This window comes from Bacterioplanoides sp. (genome assembly GCF_965226395.1).
In the GTDB taxonomy this organism is placed as follows: Bacteria; Pseudomonadota; Gammaproteobacteria; order Pseudomonadales; family Oceanobacteraceae; genus Bacterioplanoides.
In genome coordinates this window covers 3,432,635-3,452,281 of the sequence record NZ_OZ245358.1, presented here as the reverse complement: position 1 = coordinate 3,452,281, position 19,647 = coordinate 3,432,635, and the positions used below count along the sequence as shown (strand labels likewise).

The window sequence follows — 19,647 nt, the reverse complement described above, 5'->3', positions numbered from 1 at the left end:
CAATCTGAGCAGGCCGTCATATCTAGCGGTCGTCATATTTTTTAGCGGCTGCCATAAAAAATAAAGCCCGCCGATAGGATATCAGCGGGCTTAAAAACGTGGCCTTAAAAAGCGAACTTAAAAAGGCCGAAAAACAGCAGACTGCTTACAGCGCGCTTAATCCAGCGGCAATATCTTTCTGAATATCAGCAACACTTTCCAAGCCGACCGCAATGCGTAATAACCCCTGAGAAATACCAGCGCGATCACGTTCTTCATCGGTCAAACGACCGTGAGTTGTAGTGGCCGGATGCGTAATAGTAGTTTTCGCATCACCCAGGTTGGCAGTAATCGAAATCATACGAGTGGCATCAACAACCTTCCAGGCACCTTCCCGTCCACCTTTCACTTCAAACGACAACACACCACCAAACATGGATTGCTGCTGTTGTGCAAGCTGATATTGTGGATGCGATGGCAGGCCACAATAATTCACCTTAGTGACATTCGGTTGCTGCTCTAACCACTCGGCCAGCGCCAGCGCATTTTCAGTATGCGCTTTCATTCGTAATGCCAGAGTCTCCAGCCCCTTGGTAAAAACCCAGGCATTAAATGGACTCATGGTAGGCCCGGCAGAACGCAATACACCAATCACCGGTTCAATGAGTTCAAACGAACCAACCACTGCACCACCCACACAACGGCCCTGGCCATCAATATATTTGGTGGCAGAATGCACCACTAAATCGGCACCCAGTTTTAATGGCTGCTGAATGGCCGGTGTACAAAAACAATTGTCGACCACCAATAAGACATCGTTCTGATGGGCGAGATCAGCAATGGCTGGAATATCAGCAATTTCAATGACCGGATTGGAAGGCGATTCCAGGAAAAACAACTTGGTGTTGTCCTGCAATGCATTTTTCCAGTCATTAATATCGAGCAAATCAACGTAGCTGATTTCGATACCAAATTTTTTCAGGAATTTTTCAAACAACACATTGGTGCTGCCAAACACACTGCGCGATGAGACTAAATGATCACCCGCCTGTAAATGCGCCATACACACGGCATAAATAGCCGCCATACCCGATGCCGTCGCCGCACAGGCTTCTCCACCTTCCAGTGCCGCTAAACGTTCTTCAAACGTACGAACCGTTGGGTTGGTATAACGCGAATAAACGTTACCCGCCGCTTCTCCGGCAAAACGTGCTGCCGCTTCCGCTGCCGAGTTAAAAACATAACTACTGGTCGGGAAGATGGCTTCGCTGTGCTCACATTCAGGCGTGCGCACCTGTCCTGCGCGCACTGCCAGGGTTTCAAATTCTGCGTCGGTTAAATCCGACTGGTAACGCGCATTAAATTCAGAAAAATCGGTCATATCTTTTTTGCTAATACTAGTGTTTCAGTCTTCAGGACTGTGATTCGTTATGCAGATCAATGGCGACATTTTCAACCGTTTCACGCTTAACTTTAGACGCATCATTACGCAACGCCTGTAAACGGGCAAAATAATGTTCATCAATATCGCCAGTGATGTATTCACCGTTAAATACAGAGCAATCAAATTGCTTAGCGTCGGTATTACTGCCTTCGATACAGGCATCCACCAGATCATTCAGATCCTGATAAATTAACCAGTCTGCACCAATCGCCGCGGCAACTTCTTCGGTGCTGCGATCATGAGCAATAAACTCTTCTTTGGCTGGCATATCAATGCCATATACATTGGGATAACGTACTGCCGGAGCGGCTGAGGCAAAATACACATTTTTGGCACCGGCTTCACGGGCCATTTCAATAATCTGCTCGCAAGTGGTACCACGAACAATCGAGTCATCCACCAGCAAAACATTTTTCCCGCGGAATTCCAGCTCCAGCGCATTCAGTTTTTGTTTAACCGATTTTTTACGCTGCTGTTGCCCCGGCATAATAAAGGTACGGCCAATGTAGCGGTTTTTCATAAAACCTTCGCGGAACTTCACACCCAAACGATTGGCCAGTTCCAGCGCCGACGAACGGCTGGTATCCGGGATCGGGATCACCACATCAATATCGTGATCCGGGCGCTCACGCATAATACGCTCTGCCAGTTTTTCACCCATATGTAAGCGCGCTTTATACACGGACATGCCATCAATAATGGAGTCTGGACGGGCAAAGTACACGTGTTCAAAAACACATGGCACCAGCTGGGTATTTTCGGCGCATTGTTGGGTAAACAATTCACCTTGTTCGGTAATCACCACCGCTTCACCCGGGGCAATATCACGTTCAATTTTGAATCCGGCAGCATCCAGAGCAACCGATTCAGACGCGACCATATACTCAGTGCCCCGCTCCGTTTCGCGGCTGCCATAAATAGCCGGACGAATACCGTTCGGGTCACGGAAAGCAATAATGCCGTAGCCACTGATCATAGCAACAACGGCATAACCACCACGAACACGCTTATGAACCCGGCTTACCGCTTCAAAAATCATGTCTGGAGTTGGCTTCAGCTGATTCTGACGCTGTAACTCGTGAGCCAGCACGTTCAGCAGTACTTCTGAATCCGAGGTCGTGTTCACATGACGCAAGTCAGCGCGATAAATGTCTTCCGCCAGTTCTGCGGTGTTGGTCAGGTTACCGTTGTGCGCCAGAGTAATACCGTAAGGCGAGTTCACATAAAACGGTTGTGCTTCGGCCGAACTGGATGAGCCAGCCGTTGGGTAACGCACATGGCCGATGCCCATCTGACCAATCAGGCGCTGCATATGACGGGTACGAAACACATCACTGGCCAGGCCGTTATCTTTTCTCAGGTAGAGTTTACCTTCATGACTGGTCACGATACCGGCGGCATCTTGTCCACGGTGCTGTAAAACTGTCAGGGCATCATAGATCACCTGGTTTACATGGGTTTTAGCAACGATACCCACTATTCCGCACATGCGCGTCTAACCTCAAACAAGCTGTTATTAATTTTAGAAAGAAAATGACATCAGTCGATCGGTGGCTCCGGGCAGCGTTTTACGCGCCCAGTCGGCAACGGATTCCAGGTGTGGAATCAGGGTCGATTCCTTCCACCAGACATCATCCGGAACCAGGGTGTATTGCAGGCCATAAACCGCCGCAACCAGAATCACCAGGCCACGAACAAAGCCAAACACCATACCAAAGATACGATCGGTACCGCCCAGACCAGTGAGTCGTACGACTTCACCCAGCAGGTGGTTAATCATGGCACCAATCACCAGAGTGCCAGCAAACAGAATAGCGAAAGATACAATCCAGCGCAGAGAGTTGGTATCAATACTCCCTTCTAATAAGGTCGCGAGATTGCCACTGAAAAGACGTGCAACAACAAAGGCTATTACCCAGCTGGCTAAGGATAATGCTTCCTTAACAAAGCCACGTTTTAAGCTGATTAAGCTGGAGATGATCAGAACAGCCAGGATCACCCAATCGATAACTGCCATTTAAGCTGTGCCTCAGACACGTTGCGAAGGCGCGAAGTATAACAAAGTCGTTACAGACGAAGGAACCAGAAATCAGGGGGTAAGCCAGAGAAAATATCGCTTTTCAGGCAAGAATTTACTTGCATTCTGACAAGCACCTATCAACCGAATGGTCAGGATTCGGCTTTAAAGCGCTTAATATGAAAGTCGTCTTGTTTCAGCTCAGCCGATAACTGTTTCTGAATCGATTCTATTTTACTGCGTTGTAATTCCGGGCCAACGTATACCCGGGTCAGCCCTTCGGTGGCAAACTCCTGAACATAGGCTTTATAACCTTTGGCACGCAGTTGATCCCGCAGAGCATGAGCATTGGTACGCTTTTCAAAAGCGCCCAACTGAACCGACCAGGCATACGCCTGTTTTTGATCATCCAACGCAGCACGATCGCCTTTGGTGCGAGGAGCGGCCGGGTCATCCTGCTTAACGGCGCGCACTTCAGGCAGAGTGACCGCCTCCTGAGTTTTACCTGCGGCCAGATCCTCCAGTTCAATACGCACCCGGCGCTCATTTTCTAATGGTTGCCAGGGCTCCATTTCAGGCTGAGCCGGAATATCAGAACGCAATTGAATCTGACTACGCGAACCGTCCAGCACCACTGGCATTGCCACCGCCAATGCCACCACCGTGACAAAGGCGCCGAGAATCCGCTTTTTCAGGTGCTGTTCCATGGTGTTAATCCTGCTGTTGCAAATAATTTAAGGCGGCTTCTACGGTATAGAAAGATCCGGCAACCAGCCAGTGCTGACCCGCCAGATTATCTTGCTGCAGCAGCTGCTCAAGTGCATCGGCAACCTGATCGAACTGAGTCACTGGCGCTGATAATTCGCCCGCCTGCTCAACCAACTGAGCAGCCGATAAACCACGCCAGCAATCCAACCCGGCCAGCCAGTACTGCGGCATATCGGGCAATGTATGGAGTAGCTCAGCCACTGGCTTGCCTTCGAGCATACCAATAATGGCACCATTCACCGGGCCCAAACGCTCGGCAATATAACCCGCTGCTTGCTGATTATGAGCCACATCCAGTGTCAGCTTGAGTTCTCCACCGGTTACTGGCACCGTGACCTGCTGTAACCGACCAGCAACTGACGTTCTTGCTACCACATCAGCCACAATGGCTCGATTAGGCAAGCGACCCAGCAATGACAAGGCCTGAATGGCGGTGGCGACATTATGATAAGGAATACTGGCTTTTGGCAGATTCCATTCGGCCTGCCCTTCAGGCGTCATAAAACTCAGCAGTAGTTCGTCGTGCTCTTCAACAATATCGAAGTGTCGCCCGCGTGCGCACCACTGCCCGCCTAACGATTCGGTTTGTTGCTGCGCCGTATCAGGGGGATTCGGCTGACCACACACCAGATATTTACCGGAGCGGGCTACACCACACTTCTCAAAGGCAATCTGTTCAACGGTATCGCCCAGCCAGTCCTGATGATCCAGACCAATAGACGTCACCAGTGAGATATCGGCATCAACGATATTCACTGCATCCAAGCGGCCGCCCAAACCAATCTCCAGCACACAAGCATCAAGCGGTTGTGACTGGAAATACACCAACGCCGCCAGCGTACCAAACTCGAAGTAGGTTAAGCCGGTGTCGCCACGCTGCTGCTCTACCAGCTCAAACGAACGAATCAGATCGTTATCGGAGATTTGCTCACCATTAATCTGAACCCGTTCGTTGTAACGCTGAATATGCGGCGAACTGTACACCCCAGCGGTCATCCCCTGGGCCATTAGCAAGTTTGCTAATAACGCTGAGGTTGTGCCTTTACCATTGGTTCCGGCAACCAGAATCACCAAAGGCGCAGGTTTCAGGCAATTTAATTGCTCACCAACACCTTTGATACGATCCAGCCCCAGTTCAATTTCACTGGGATGCAGTGACTCAAGGTACTCAAGCCACTGATTTACAGTTTTTGTCATCGTTATATCTACAAACCTAACAGACTGCTAAAGCGCTATTGATCCATTGCGGTACGCATTTCACGCATCAATTCGCTCACTTCGGCTTGCGCCTGCGCTGGATTATCGGCATTAGCGGCAATACGATTTACAATCGCACTCCCCACAATCACACCATCAGCAACTTTCGCTACCTGAGCGGCCGTTTCGCCATTCGTGATACCAAAGCCAACACCAACAGGCACAGAAACGTGCTTACGAATACGCTCCAGGTTGCGGGCCACATCGTCGACATCCAGAGCTTTAGAACCCGTCACTCCTTTCAGAGAGACGTAGTACACATAACCACTGCCGGACTGACCGATTTTTTCGATACGCGCATCAGTCGTGGTTGGTGCAATCAGATACACCATATCCAGATCTTTGGCTTTGAAGATGTCTTCCACTTCGGTGGCTTCTTCTGGTGGCAGGTCCACCAACAGCACGCCATCGACACCGGCTTCGACCGCACGGTTTACGAAAGTTTCGTAGCCCATGGCTTCAACCGGGTTCAGATACCCCATCAGCACGACTGCGGTATCAGCGTCGTTCTGGCGGAACTCGGCTACCATCGTCAGTACATCCGTTAATGAGGTGTTGTGCTCCAGGGCGCGCTCACATGCCAGCTGAATGGTCGGGCCATCAGCCATTGGGTCAGAAAACGGTACGCCCAGTTCAATAATGTCACAACCGGCTTCAACCAAAGCGTGCATCATTGGAACCGTCGCTTCTTTGGTTGGATCACCGGCGGTGATGTACGGAATCAGCGCCTGGCGGTTTTGTTCTTTTAACGCGTTAAGAACAGTTGTAATACGGCTCATTTTTTATTTCCTTAAGCGGTAATGCCATCAAGCGATGCAATAGTATGAATATCTTTGTCACCGCGACCCGACAGGTTCACAACAATCACCTGATCTTTATCCATAGTCGCAGCCAACTTCATGGCGTAGGCAACGGCATGGGAGGACTCCAGCGCAGGCATAATACCTTCCAACTGGGTCAGCTTATAAAAACCATCCAGTGCTTCGGCATCAGTTGCAGCCACATAGTTGGCGCGCTCCACGTCTTTCAACCAGGAATGCTCAGGGCCAACACCTGGGTAATCCAGGCCAGCCGAAATTGAGTGTGTCCCCATGATCTGACCGTTATCGTCTTCCATCAGGTAAGTACGGTTGCCGTGTAATACCCCCGGGCGACCTTTACACAAAGGTGCCGCATGATCATCGCCATCCAGGCCTAAACCGCCGGCTTCTACGCCGTACATAGCAACGTCTTCGTAACCCAGATATGGGTGGAATAAACCAATCGCATTAGAGCCACCACCGACACACGCCACCAGCGCATCCGGTTGACGACCCAACTGTTCGTCACACTGGCGAATACATTCACGACCAATCACGCTCTGGAAATCACGCACCAGCATTGGGTACGGGTGTGGGCCTGCTGCGGTGCCAATGACATAGAAAGTATCGTCAACATGGGTTACCCAATGGCGCATGGCTTCGTTCATGGCGTCTTTCAGGGTTTTCGTACCGGATTCAACCGCTTCCACTTCGGCACCCAACAGTTTCATGCGATACACATTCAACTTCTGACGCTCAACGTCGGTAGAACCCATAAATACGCGACATTCCAGACCAAAGCGCGCAGCAACCGTTGCCGATGCCACGCCATGTTGGCCTGCACCCGTTTCGGCAATGATCTTCTTCTTGCCCATAAACTTAGCCAGCAACGCCTGACCAATGGTGTTGTTAACTTTATGTGCGCCAGTGTGGTTCAGATCTTCACGCTTCAGGTAAATTTTGGCACCACCACACTCCTGAGTCAGACGCTCAGCAAAGTACAGTGGCGATGGACGGCCCACATAGTGCGCTAAGTCAGAGTCAAACGCAGCCTGAAACTCAGGGTCGTTACGTAGCTTTTCATACGTGCTGTTTAACTCATCCAGAGCGCTGGTCAGGGTTTCGGAAACGAAACGACCACCATGAATACCAAAGTGACCACGCTCATCCGGCAGAGTTAAATCAATGTTTGTTGCTGCTGATTTTTCTGGTGTTTGCATCGACACGATACACCTCATCTAAAAATGCGTTTATTTTGCCGGGGTCTTTAACGCCTTTTTGTTCAACGCCATCCAGTGTCGCTTCCACACCACCACTGATATCAACGGCGAAGGGCTTAACCTGCTCAATGGCAAAGGCAACATTATTGGGGTTTAAACCGCCAGCAAGAATAATGGGTTTTAAATCGTCAGATTGTGGAACCAGCGACCAATCGAAGGTTTCTCCGGTTCCGCCTGGAACGCCAGGCTTATAGCTGTCTAGCAGAACAGCCAGGGCGCTTGGGAAGCGCACGCAAGACGCCACCACATCCGACGCTTGCCGGACCCGGATGGCTTTAATGTAGGGACGGTTGAATTGAGCACAGAAGGCCTCGTCTTCATCACCATGAAATTGAAGTAAATCAATTCTAACGGCATCCAGAACAGATTGCACCTGTTCTACTGTTGGATTTACAAATAACGCGGTAACAGAAACAAAGGCCGGTACATCAGCGACAACCTCGGCGGCCTGCTCAATGGTGACTGCGCGCGGGCTGGGAGGATAAAACACCAGACCCAGAGCATCAGCACCAGCATCAACCGCTGCCAGTGCGTCTTCTGCCCGGGTCAGGCCGCAGATTTTAGTTCGGGTGCGAAAAGACATAAGAGAATAGGAACATCAGCAATAAAAAAACCGATGCTCATAATAACAGATAGCAGCCTTCAAAGAGCGCTCATCAGAGCGAGTCCAGCCCCGCCTCTTCTCGCTGTTTATTGGCAAAGGGTTGCTGAAAGCCCGTCACATCCAACAGAGGTTGCAATAACGCCGGACCATAAGGCTCACAAGGAATTTCAAACTGCGGCGGAAAGTCTACGCCAACAAAATATAACCCCTCTCCCGGCGCAGTAATACCCGCTTGCTTACGGTCGCGGGTTTCCAGTACCTCTTTCATCCACTCAACCAGCTGGTGCTCTTCACCAATGGGCAATAACACCCCAACGATATTACGCACCATATGGTACAAGAAGGCGCTCGCTTCGAGCTCCAACATGATCAGATCACCCCAGCGCTTCACCTCAATACGATGCATGATTTTTACCGGGGATTTCGCCTGACAATCTTTCGCCCGAAAAGCACTAAAATCATGCTCGCCCAATAAATACTGAGCAGCTTCATTCATTTTCTCGGCATTGAGAGGATAACGCCACCAGGTTAGCTGATCGTATTGCAGAGCCGACTTAGCAGGCGAATTATTAATCAGATAACGATAACGCCGTGCTCTGGCTTTATATCGTGCATGAAACTCAGGAGAGACTTCATCAATCCACTGAATAGAAACACCATTGGGTAAATTAGTGTTCACACCCATCAACCAGCCATAGTTGCTGCGTTTGGCAGGACTATCAAAATGGATCACCTGACGCGTCGCATGAACACCGGTATCAGTACGGCCGGCGCATGAAACTGTCACTTCGTGATTGGCGACTTTAGAAAAGGCCGCTTCAAGTGCAGCCTGAACGGTGGGTTTATTATGGTGGGATTGTTTTTGCCAACCGTGGAAGTGAGTACCGTTGTACTCAACCACGGCGGCATAGCGTCGTACGTCTGTCATTCAATTACTTTCAAAATCAGGAGCTATGCTAAATCAGGACATTTTGTCCATCAGGTCACGAGCATCCTGCTTCTGCTGATCGCTACCTTCCTGCAACACTTCCTGCAGTAACTCACGAGCACCGTCAGCATCTTCCATATCAATGTATGCACGAGCAAGATCCAGCTTGGTCGCACATTCATCAGTGCCAGCCAGGAAATCGAACTCATCGTCTGCCGCAGCCAGCTGCTCAAGATCAATATCTTGTTCTTCCGTCTGACTTTCCGTGCTATCTACAGCCTCAGTTTCAACGTCGTCAATTACCGGAATATCAGCATCTGCAACGCTCGATTCCAAAGAGTCAGGCTCAGCAGCCTGCTCATCGTCATCACCCAAAACCGGGGCTTCAAACTCTTCCAGTTCGGCATCCAGCTCTGCCAATTCAGCAGCAAAGTCAACACCACCCTCGGCTTCAACATCTGCACCGGATTCGAGATCTGCAGTGCTAACATCAACTTCAACATCTGCATCAACCTGGGCACTGGTGTCAGCATCATCAGCCATCAGGTCATCAACTTCATCTAAAGACGTCAATTCAGGCAGATCATCTTCCGCTGGAGCAACCGGTGCTTCAGCTTGTGCTTCAACTGAATCATCAACAACCGCATCTAACTCTGCTTCCAATGTTTTCAGATCGTCATCGCCGGATTCTGAGAAACCTGTATCCATATCAAACGATAAATCCGGTAGCTCAGCAGCATCATTATCGTCGTCAGAATCCATCAGGTCTTCAAGAGCAGTCAGATCATCGCCTGAATCCGTTTCAACATTCAGATCCGCAGACAGATCAAATGTGTCATCCGCCGAGGCATCGTCTTCACTCAGAGTTTCAGTGAGATCAAGTGCTTCATCATCAGCGCCAGACTCCAGCGAGCCCAGATCAAATTCAAGCGTATCATCACTATCTTCATTCAATGACTCCAGCGATGTGAAGTCATCATCACTCTCTGGTAAATCTTCGTTCAGAGAGCTCAGATCAAAATCCAGCGAATCGTCTGTTGCAGCTTCCGTCTCATCCACAGAAGACACAGCATCACCTGACAATTCAGCATCATCAGACAAATCATCCAGGTTCAGCTCTTCACTTTCTGAGCTGATATCAAATTCCAGCGTTTCACCCAGATCCAGTGTTGGCACATCTTCCAATGTGGCTTCTTCATCCAGAGCCGCCAATTCATCCGCCGAATCCATACCCGACAGATCGAACTCCAGCGCATCAGATGTTTCCTGATCAGCAGCTGGCATATCAAGAGATACATCCAGAGAAGCCTCAGAATCAGCAGCACCTTCCAGCTCATCACCCTGGCTCAGATCATCACCCAGATCCAGCGCATCACCGAAGTCCAGCCCTTCGCTAAACTCTTCGCCCAGAGAATCATCCAGAGTGGTTAAATCATCGTCCAGCGACAAACCTGTGTTTTCTTCTGCCGCAACCGGAGAAACCGGCATGGACAGGCGTGAACGCATCTGCTCAGCCTGCTGAGTTGCATCATCATCACCCAGCGTCATCAGTTGAGATTCTTGCTTGGCAAATGCCGCCGCATCGTCCATCTCAACATACACTTCAAGTAACTTAAGCTGCAGATCGGAACGACTTGGTTCCTGTTCGATGGCAGCAGTTAATAAATCAACGGCTTGCTCAAACTTGCCATAAGCTACATAAATATCTGATTCACTGATCACATCTTCGGTTTGCGCCACGGAACCAAAGTCTTCGTTCTGTTCCGTATCAAACTCACCCAGGTCAAGATCATCATGCGCTTCAGTCGCCGATGGGTCTGAGTTGATATCCAGCTGCGTTGTTGCCAGATCGTCATCAAAGTCCAGATCATCCAGAGAACCACCATCCACAGCACCATCGGTAAAGGCAACTGCCGACTCTTCTGCTTGTGCAGCTTCCTCTTCCTTAGCCGCTTTGCGTTTCTGAATCAGCTTGAACGCACCTAAAAGCAGCGCCAGCAGGAAAGCCAGGCCACCCAGTAAAAATTCAGGGCGCTGCAATATGGTATCGATCAGAGTAGGCTTCGGCTGGTTTTGCTCTGCCAGCATCGCAGCAATACGCTGGCGTCGCGCTTCTGCTTCGGCTTTCTCTTTCTCAGCATCAGCCTGAGCAGTGTCATCTGCCGGCGTTTCCTGATAATTAAAGTCAACTTCTGAGGCAGCATTACTTTCCTCAGCGGAAGTGTCGACACCTTCGACCAATGAATCATTACCAGACTCTGCAGTTTGCTCAGCGCCCGGTGCTACTGTTGCAGTCGTCTCTGCTGTATTTGTTTCTGCTGTACTTGTTTCTGCTGTACTTCCTGCAGGAGTACCTTCGGAAATGGCCTCGGCAGCTTGCTCGGCTGATTCCAGTGACTCAGACACCTGAATACTGGCCAGCTGATCGTCTTTTAAGGTAATCAAACGCTGCAGCGTGGCAATTTGTTCTTCCAGTGATTCCAGTCGCTGACGCAGCTCCTGGTTTTCCAGACGGCTTTTATCCAGCGTTTCCAGCGCTATCGCCAGATCATTTTCAATGGCTTGTTGGCGACCATTCCCCTGGCCGCCCTCAACATCACCACTGGCACCAGCCGATTCTGCATTATCCTGGGTCGCAGACAGCAGGCGAACTTCACCGCCGGTTTCAGATGTCGGTTGTGCTGTCGCAGTATTATTACGACCGGTAGCGTCAAGCTGGGCTCCGCCAGTGGCCAACGCCTGATTCTGACGCTCCACTTCGGCAATTGCCTGACCGGTGCGAATCTGCTCAATGTCAGCCGCACTTGGAATTCTTAATACCTGATGAGTTTTAAGGCGATTGATATTGCCGCCAATAAAGGCATTAGGATTTTGTTGCTGAATCGCCAGCATCATTTGCTGAGCGCTGACACCCCGGCTTGGGCGGGTTTGCAGAGCAATTTCCCACAAGGTGTCATTTTGCTGAACCTTGTATGTACCAGGAGCAGCTGGGGTATCCAACCAATCGTTACCTGAACGGGAACCCGCTGCTGCTGAATTTGAATCTGCAGAAACCTGTGCAGAAGAAGTAACAGCGGTAGCTGCTGGAGCAACAACCAGCGGGTTGATGGTTTCTTCTTCAAAAACAGGTGGGTCCAGCAGCACCGTGTATTCGCGTAATACACGGCCAGAAGGCCAGTTCAGTTCAACCAGAAAATTCAGGAAAGGTTCGGTAACGGCTTCGCGTGAGGTCAGCGTTATTTTGCCATCCGTCACGTCGAATTTAATTTTGGTCAGGAAGAAAACACGATCAACACCAGCGCGTTCAAAGTCCGCAACGGAGGCTAATGAAGGTTTTATCTCCCACTTGGACAGGTCCTTCACATCCACCAACTCAATCTCGGCCTGCAGCGGCTGATTCAGTGCAGAGTTAAGAGTCATTTCACCAAGCCCTAATGCCATCAAATTGGAGGACAAACTCAGTCCACCAGCCAGCATTAAGGATTTCGCAATTAGGCGCTTCATTATTGCTTCCTTGTTGTTAAGGCGACGTCTCGCCCCATCGTGTGTATCGAATCTATTGCCGAAACCGTTTTATTGAGATATTCCAAACCCAGCTTAGTTATCGATTCCATTCATAAGCAGACTAAGTATCAGTGATAAATATGCAATTCGCAATATTTTGGCCGCTCAGAAGGACATAAAACCGTGATTTAAGAATGAGTTAGAGCAACTTTAAAAGAAACAAGATTAGAAATGTGACGCAATAAACAAAAAAGCGGAAGAAATCTCCCGCTTTTTAAATAGACAAAATCAGCCAACATTAAGAAGTATGCGCAACATTCGTCTAAGTGGTTCAGCCGCGCCCCACAACAACTGGTCACCCACGGTAAACGCAGAAATGTATTCTGGACCCATGGTCAGTTTGCGGATACGGCCTACCGGGATCGATAACGTGCCGGTAATTTTTGCCGGAGTCAGCTCCTGCATCGTTACATCGCGATCATTCGGAATAACTTTTACCCAATCGTTGTGCTCTGCCAGAATTTTTTCGATTTCTTCAACCGACAGATCCTGTTTCAGCTTCAGGGTAATAGCCTGACTGTGGCAACGCATAGCTCCCACACGAACACATAAACCATCAATTGGCGTAGCAGCGTCAGTAGTGCCCAGAATTTTGTTGGCTTCGGCTTCGGCTTTCCATTCTTCACGGCTCTGGCCAGACGGCAGCTGTGAATCAATGTATGGAATCAAGCTGCCCGCCAGCGGCACACCAAACTGATCTTTCGGGTAATCTTCACCGCGAATAAAATCAGCAACCTGACGATCAATATCCAGAATGGCCGTCGCCGGATCTTCGACTTTATCCTTCACATTAGCGTGGATCGCACCCATCTGGCTGATCAACTCACGCATATGCTTCGCACCGGAACCCGAAGCAGCCTGATAAGTCATTGGCGTTGCCCACTCCACCAGCCCTTTCTCGAACAGACCACCTAGTGCCAGCAGCATCAGAGACACCGTACAGTTACCACCGACGTAGGTTTTAACACCGCCTTTGATACCGGCATCAATCACGTCACGGTTAACCGGGTCCAGAACAATGATGGCATCATCGTCCATACGCAGCGCAGACGCGGCGTCAATCCAGTAACCATTCCAGCCTGCTTCGCGCAGTTTTGGATAAACCTCTTTGGTGTAGTCACCACCCTGACAGGTGATAATCACGTCTTGTTGTTTCAGCGCATCCACATCAAACGCATCTTCCAATACACCACAGTCTTTACCGGCATACGATGGCGCCGGCAGACCTTTTTGTGAAGTCGTAAAGAAGGTTGGCTGAATCAGATCGAAATCGTTTTCTTCCTGCATACGCTGCATCAGTACGGAACCAACCATTCCGCGCCAGCCAACCAGACCTACTTTCTCTAAACCATTATTTTGTTCAGACATTTTTAAACCTTAAAATCTAATGTGAAAACCGCTTATGCAGATAGGTTTTCCAGGGCAGCAACAACCGCTGCACCCATCTCTGCCGTGGACACTTTGCTCATACCGTCAGAATAAATATCGGCGGTACGCAGGCCCTGATCCAGCACATCACTCACCGCTTTTTCGATCGCATCCGCAGCCGCACTTTCATTCAGAGAATAACGCAACATCATCGCAGCAGACAAAATGGTTGCTAATGGGTTAGCAATACCTTGGCCTGCGATATCTGGAGCAGAACCATGGCACGGCTCGTACATACCCTTGTTGTTCTTATCCAGAGACGCCGAAGGCAACATACCAATCGAGCCTGTCAGCATGGCTGCTGCATCAGACAAGATATCACCAAACATGTTTCCAGTTACCATCACATCAAACTGTTTCGGTGCACGTACTAATTGCATCGCAGCGTTATCCACGTACATGTGAGACAGCTCAACGTCCGGGTAGTCCTTCGCTACTTCGTTCATGATTTCGCGCCACAGCACGGTTACTTCCAGAACGTTAGCTTTATCGACGGAGCACAGTTTTTTGCCACGTTTCTGAGCAGATTCAAACGCCACTTTAGCAATACGACGAATCTCAGATTCGGAGTAAACGTAAGTGTTGTAGCCTTCACGCTCACCGTCTTTTGGGCCACCTTCAATGGTACGAATACCGCGAGGCTTACCGAAATAAATACCGCCGGTTAATTCGCGCACAATCAGAATATCTAAGCCGGAAACTACTTCTGGCTTCAGCGAAGAGGCATCAGCCAGTTGAGGGTACAGAATTGCCGGACGCAGGTTACCAAACAGTTCCAGGCCAGAGCGCAGACCTAACAGACCTTTTTCAGGACGCAGGTCACGATCTTCCAGCTCATCCCACTTAGGACCACCGACAGCGCCCAGCAGAATCGCATCGGCTTTTTCGGCTTTCTGCATGGTCACTTCTGGCAGCGGCGTGCCGAACTCGTCGTACGCAGAACCACCCACCAGAGCGTTATCCAGCTCGATGTCTAGGTTGAACTTTTGCTTCGCTGTTTCCAGCACTTTAACCGCTTCGGTTACGATTTCCGGGCCAATGCCATCACCTGGCAAAATCAAAACATTCTGAGTCATTTTCTTTTCGCTTAATCTTTCTAAAAATTTTCAAACGCATTTTGCAATACGGTGTTTTTTCTTTCGCTGGAGCGAGGCAACATCCCTGTAAAAGCGCTCCAGTGGCAACGTCCTGTTGCCTACTACGAAAAAACACCCTATCGCAAAGTGCTTCATTCAATTCCGAACAATACTAAGGCATCAAACGGACTGACGTTGTTTGCTGTAGGGGTCGATCACATGGATGTGATCGTTTAGCCTTCAGGGACGAACTTGTAGCGCCCCGAAAGCAAATTATTCAGTCAGTTTAATGCCGTTGAGATCACTTAACCTGATCAAACAGCCACGGGTTTGCAGCACGACGCTTTTCTTCATACGCCTTAATATCATCCGCATCCTGCAGCGTCAGACCAATATCATCCAGACCATTTAATAAGCAGTGCTTACGGAATGGATCAACATCAAATGCAATCTCACCACCATCCGGCGTGATAATTTTCTGCTGTTCTAAATCAACGGTTAATTCATAACCTTCATTGGCTTCAACCGCTTTAAATAAATCATCAACGATTTGTTCATCCAGGATGATCGGCAACAAACCATTTTTAAAGCTGTTATTAAAGAAGATGTCAGCATAGCTCGGTGCAATAATCGCACGGAAGCCAAAATCTTCTAATGCCCATGGTGCGTGCTCACGGCTGGAGCCACAACCAAAGTTTTCACGGGCCAATAAAACCGAAGCACCCTGATAACGAGGTTGGTTTAATACGAAGTCCGGATTTAACGGACGACCCGAATTATCCGCATCCGGTTGACCTTCATCCAGATAACGTAACTCATCAAACAGGTTCGGGCCAAAGCCACTGCGCTTAATAGATTTCAGAAACTGCTTGGGAATGATCATATCGGTATCGATATTTGGGCGATCCATCGGAGCCACAACACCACTGTGTACAACAAAAGGTTTCATCGCATTTGCTCCTTAAAGATCACGCATATCAATAAAATGGCCAGCAACCGCTGCCGCCGCTGCCATCGCCGGGCTCACTAAGTGAGTACGACCGCCATAACCCTGACGACCTTCGAAGTTACGGTTAGACGTCGATGCACAATGTTCGCCGTTGCCCAATTTGTCAGCATTCATTGCCAGACACATAGAGCAACCCGGCTCACGCCATTCAAAACCGGCTTCAACAAAGATCTTATCCAGACCTTCGGCTTCCGCTTGTTCTTTTACCAAACCAGAACCCGGCACAACCAAGGCCTGAATGACGCTATCCGCCACTTTACGGCCTTTTGCGATTTCCGCCGCCTGACGTAAATCTTCAATACGGCTGTTGGTGCAAGAACCAATAAAGACACGGTCCAGTTTGATATCAGTAATCTTCTGACCACCCGTCAGGCCCATGTATTCATGAGCGCGCTTAATAGCAGATTGTTGAACATCATCCTTGCCGTCTTCAATACGCGGCACGGTACCATCAATCGTGGTTACCATTTCTGGAGAGGTACCCCAGGTCACCTGCGGCTTAATATCTTCGGCTTTGATTTCTACGATCTGATCGAATTCCGCGTCGTCATCAGATACCAGATTTTTCCATGCGTCTAATGCTAGCTCCCAATGATCACCTTTTGGTGCGTACGGGCGACCTTTCACATATTCTGCGGTGATATCGTCGAAGGCCACCATACCCACACGGGCACCGGCTTCAATCGCCATGTTACACATGGTCATACGGCCTTCCATGCTCATGCTACGGATGGCACTGCCGCCAAATTCCATCGCACAACCGTTACCACCAGCGGTGCCGATCACACCAATCACATGTAATACCACGTCTTTACCGGTGATGCCGGCTGCCAGTTCACCATCGACACGGATCAGCAGGTTTTTCATTTTGCGCTGAATCAGACACTGAGTTGCCAGTACGTGTTCAACCTCAGAAGTACCAATACCGTGTGCTAATGCAGCAAACGCACCGTGAGTCGCGGTGTGGGAGTCACCACAAACAACCGTCATACCTGGCAGAGTGGCACCCTGCTCTGGGCCAACCACGTGCACAATGCCCTGACGCTTGTCTTGCATCTTAAATTCAACGATGCCGAAATCATCACAGTTTTCATCCAGCGTTTTTACCTGAATTTTAGAAACCGGATCCTGAATGCCATCAATGCCTGACTCACGCTCGGTCGCGGTGGTTGGTACGTTATGATCCGGAGTTGCCAGGTTGGCATCCAGACGCCATGGCTTGCGACCGGCAATACGCAGACCTTCAAACGCCTGCGGAGAGGTGACTTCGTGCAGCAACTGACGGTCGATATAAATTAACGCCGTACCGTCATCACGTTCTTTAACCAAATGCTGTTGCCACAGCTTGTCGTAAAGGGTTTGTCCAGCCATTGGGGACTCCTTCTCAGATATTTTCTCTCATCATCAGCGACTGATCATCGCTTTAGCTATTGCAACAATATACGCCATCTGCTAAACAACATAAATTCATATTTTTCCAACAAAGCATTCCCATCAGGAATATCAAGGGCACGCCAGCGGCTTATGGATACTCAATCATTAAAAGCATTTTTATCAGTGGCTGATCAGGGCTCTTTCTCGCTGGCGGCTGAACGGCTTTATCTGACCCAGTCAGCTGTCAGTAAGCGCATTCAGCAGCTGGAAAGCCAGCTGGATACACCGCTGTTTGAGCGCCATAACCGCACCATCAGCCTGACAGAAGCCGGACGTTCTTTATTACCCAAAGCCCAGCAGATTCTCGATCTGGTGGCCGATACCGAATTACAGCTCAACAATCTCAGCGGTGAAGTCAGTGGCGTATTATCCATGGCTACCAGCCATCACATCGGCTTACATCGCCTGCCCCCGGTGCTAAAAGAGTTTGTGCGACGTTATCCGGCAGCACAACTTAACCTTGAATTCATGGGCTCGGAACGCGCTTATCAGGCGGTGGCTTCGCGACAGGTTGAGCTGGCACTAACGACCTTGGAGCACCAACCACCGGCTTCCATCCAATCAACACTACTCTGGGAAGATGAAATGGTGTGCGTGTGTTCCAGCGAACATGCCCTGGCTCAGCAAACCCTTGCACAACAAACCCAGCCCAGCTTAAAACAACTGGCAGACACTCCAGCCATTCTCCCAGAGCCCGATACCATTACCTTTCAATTGGTCGAAGCAGCTTTTACCAAGCAAGGACTGAAACTTCAGGCGCCGATGCCAACCAATTATCTGGAAACGATCAAAATGATGGTGTCGGTTGGCTTAGGCTGGAGCATGCTGCCATCCTCGATGCTCAACCACAGCGATACTCAACTTACGCAACTGCACTGGCATGGCCCTGCCATTCGACGTCAGCTTGGTTTAATTCATCTGAAAGAACGCACCCTCAGCAACGCCGCTCAAGCTCTGATCAAATTACTGAGTTAGATTGTTGAAATTGACTCAAAACAAGGAGCACACTGGTATCTGGCGCTACGCTTAATTAAAAGGTGAGCGACAAACATTTGTCCGTCGAGCGTGAACCTGCCCATCAACCGTGAAAAGGAAACGGCCATGTTAGATATCAATCATATTCTTGTTGTACTGGATAGCGACCACCCGGAACAACCAGCACTGGAACGGGCATTGTGGCTGGCAAAATCACTTCAGGCCGATCTGACCCTGATGACCAATACTTACGAAGCGTATTGTGAAGAAGGCTCGCCTCTGACTGCTATCGACAGCGACACCCAGCAACGCATCAAACAGGCCCTGCTCGACAAATCCGCCAACTGGGTTAACAGCTTTATCAGAGAAGCAGAAGCCAATGGCATTGCCGTAGACACCGAAGTGCATTGGCAGAAACACCTGCACGATGCCGTGATTGAATCGATGCGTAATAAAAGCTTTGATCTGGTGATTAAAGGCACTCAACCCCACTCCCTGGTTGACCGGATTTTCGCCCACACCGACTGGAATATGTTACGCCATTGCCCGGCACCGGTGTTACTGGTAAAAAGCGCCAAATCCTGGCAGCACAACCGCATTCTGGCAGCCATTGATGCCACCGCCCCGGACCAGAGCCATGATTTAATTAACGATAATATTCTGTCGTTTGCGGAGCACCTGGCCGATCATTTTGAAACCGACCTGCATCTGGGTAATGCCTACCCTCTGGTGAGCGTGGCATTTGCCATGGTGCCGGAAGTTACGGCCCCGGATGATATTCAGCATTACGTTACCGAGCAGCATGAAGACGCCTGCCAGCAATGGGCCAGAAAATTCAATATCAACAACGATCATCTGCATATCGGCGAAGGCGATACCGACGATGTCATTGCTGATTTCGCCCGAGAGATTCAGGCCGATGTCGTTGTGGTGGGTACCGTAGGCCGTGAAGGTTTGGCAGGCGTATTAATCGGTAACACCGCTGAATCCTTGGTTGATAAAGTAGCGTGCGACGTACTGGTTATTAAGCCGTTGGATGGTGTCAGGCCGGATGCGGATTAATTGATAACAACACAGCTTATTT

Annotated in this window: 16 protein-coding genes; 2 read left to right on the top strand and 14 right to left on the bottom strand. The window is 49.7% G+C overall.

Features of this window, described 5'->3' with window-relative positions:
* Positions 1–145: 145 nt before the first annotated feature.
* From ACO05E_RS15790 to leuC, 14 genes are all read right to left on the bottom strand, one after another.
* Positions 146–1,360, bottom strand: a complete 1,215-nt coding sequence (locus ACO05E_RS15790; protein ID WP_419810447.1) for an O-succinylhomoserine sulfhydrylase — start codon at positions 1,358–1,360, stop codon at positions 146–148.
* A gap of 31 nt (positions 1,361–1,391) precedes the next feature.
* On the bottom strand, positions 1,392–2,912 hold the full coding sequence (gene purF, locus ACO05E_RS15785; RefSeq protein WP_419810446.1) for an amidophosphoribosyltransferase: 1,521 nt from the start codon (positions 2,910–2,912) through the stop codon (positions 1,392–1,394).
* A gap of 33 nt (positions 2,913–2,945) precedes the next feature.
* Positions 2,946–3,440: a CvpA family protein gene (locus ACO05E_RS15780; RefSeq protein ID WP_419810445.1), complete on the bottom strand. Its 495-nt coding sequence runs from the start codon at positions 3,438–3,440 to the stop codon at positions 2,946–2,948.
* A 152-nt stretch (positions 3,441–3,592) separates the two neighbouring features.
* Positions 3,593–4,147, bottom strand: a complete 555-nt coding sequence (locus tag ACO05E_RS15775; RefSeq protein ID WP_419810444.1) for an SPOR domain-containing protein — start codon at positions 4,145–4,147, stop codon at positions 3,593–3,595.
* Between the two features lie 4 nt (positions 4,148–4,151).
* Positions 4,152–5,405: a bifunctional folylpolyglutamate synthase/dihydrofolate synthase gene (locus tag ACO05E_RS15770; RefSeq protein ID WP_419810443.1), complete on the bottom strand. Its 1,254-nt coding sequence runs from the start codon at positions 5,403–5,405 to the stop codon at positions 4,152–4,154.
* A gap of 35 nt (positions 5,406–5,440) precedes the next feature.
* Positions 5,441–6,244 carry a tryptophan synthase subunit alpha gene (gene trpA / locus ACO05E_RS15765; protein WP_419810442.1) on the bottom strand — a complete coding sequence of 268 codons (804 nt, stop codon included), beginning with the start codon at positions 6,242–6,244 and terminating at the stop codon, positions 5,441–5,443.
* Between the two features lie 11 nt (positions 6,245–6,255).
* Complete coding sequence (gene trpB / locus ACO05E_RS15760) at positions 6,256–7,485, bottom strand: tryptophan synthase subunit beta (RefSeq protein WP_419810441.1); 1,230 nt, start codon at positions 7,483–7,485, stop codon at positions 6,256–6,258.
* On the bottom strand, positions 7,448–8,128 hold the full coding sequence (locus ACO05E_RS15755) for a phosphoribosylanthranilate isomerase (RefSeq protein ID WP_419810440.1): 681 nt from the start codon (positions 8,126–8,128) through the stop codon (positions 7,448–7,450). Before ACO05E_RS15755 ends, trpB begins: the two co-directional genes overlap by 38 nt.
* Before the next feature lie 73 nt (positions 8,129–8,201).
* Complete coding sequence (truA, locus tag ACO05E_RS15750; RefSeq protein ID WP_419810439.1) at positions 8,202–9,077, bottom strand: tRNA pseudouridine(38-40) synthase TruA; 876 nt, start codon at positions 9,075–9,077, stop codon at positions 8,202–8,204.
* 33 nt (positions 9,078–9,110) lie between these two features.
* Positions 9,111–12,581, bottom strand: coding sequence for a FimV/HubP family polar landmark protein (locus tag ACO05E_RS15745; RefSeq protein WP_419810438.1), 3,471 nt, complete (start codon positions 12,579–12,581; stop codon positions 9,111–9,113).
* 288 nt (positions 12,582–12,869) lie between these two features.
* Positions 12,870–14,009: an aspartate-semialdehyde dehydrogenase gene (asd, locus tag ACO05E_RS15740; RefSeq protein WP_419810437.1), complete on the bottom strand. Its 1,140-nt coding sequence runs from the start codon at positions 14,007–14,009 to the stop codon at positions 12,870–12,872.
* Between the two features lie 32 nt (positions 14,010–14,041).
* Positions 14,042–15,145 carry a 3-isopropylmalate dehydrogenase gene (gene leuB, locus ACO05E_RS15735; RefSeq protein ID WP_419810436.1) on the bottom strand — a complete coding sequence of 368 codons (1,104 nt, stop codon included), beginning with the start codon at positions 15,143–15,145 and terminating at the stop codon, positions 14,042–14,044.
* 301 nt (positions 15,146–15,446) lie between these two features.
* Positions 15,447–16,094 (bottom strand): 3-isopropylmalate dehydratase small subunit, encoded by a 648-nt coding sequence (gene leuD / locus ACO05E_RS15730; RefSeq protein ID WP_419810435.1) that lies wholly within the window; start codon positions 16,092–16,094, stop codon positions 15,447–15,449.
* A gap of 12 nt (positions 16,095–16,106) precedes the next feature.
* The gene (leuC, locus tag ACO05E_RS15725) at positions 16,107–17,525 is read right to left on the bottom strand and encodes a 3-isopropylmalate dehydratase large subunit (protein ID WP_419810434.1); all 1,419 of its coding nucleotides are present in this window, start codon (positions 17,523–17,525) and stop codon (positions 16,107–16,109) included.
* 153 nt (positions 17,526–17,678) lie between these two features.
* Between leuC and ACO05E_RS15720 the strand changes: the two genes are divergently transcribed.
* Positions 17,679–18,563 (top strand): LysR family transcriptional regulator, encoded by an 885-nt coding sequence (locus ACO05E_RS15720; protein WP_419810433.1) that lies wholly within the window; start codon positions 17,679–17,681, stop codon positions 18,561–18,563.
* 126 nt (positions 18,564–18,689) lie between these two features.
* Positions 18,690–19,625, top strand: coding sequence for a universal stress protein UspE (gene uspE / locus ACO05E_RS15715; protein ID WP_419810432.1), 936 nt, complete (start codon positions 18,690–18,692; stop codon positions 19,623–19,625).
* Positions 19,626–19,647 lie beyond the last annotated feature (22 nt).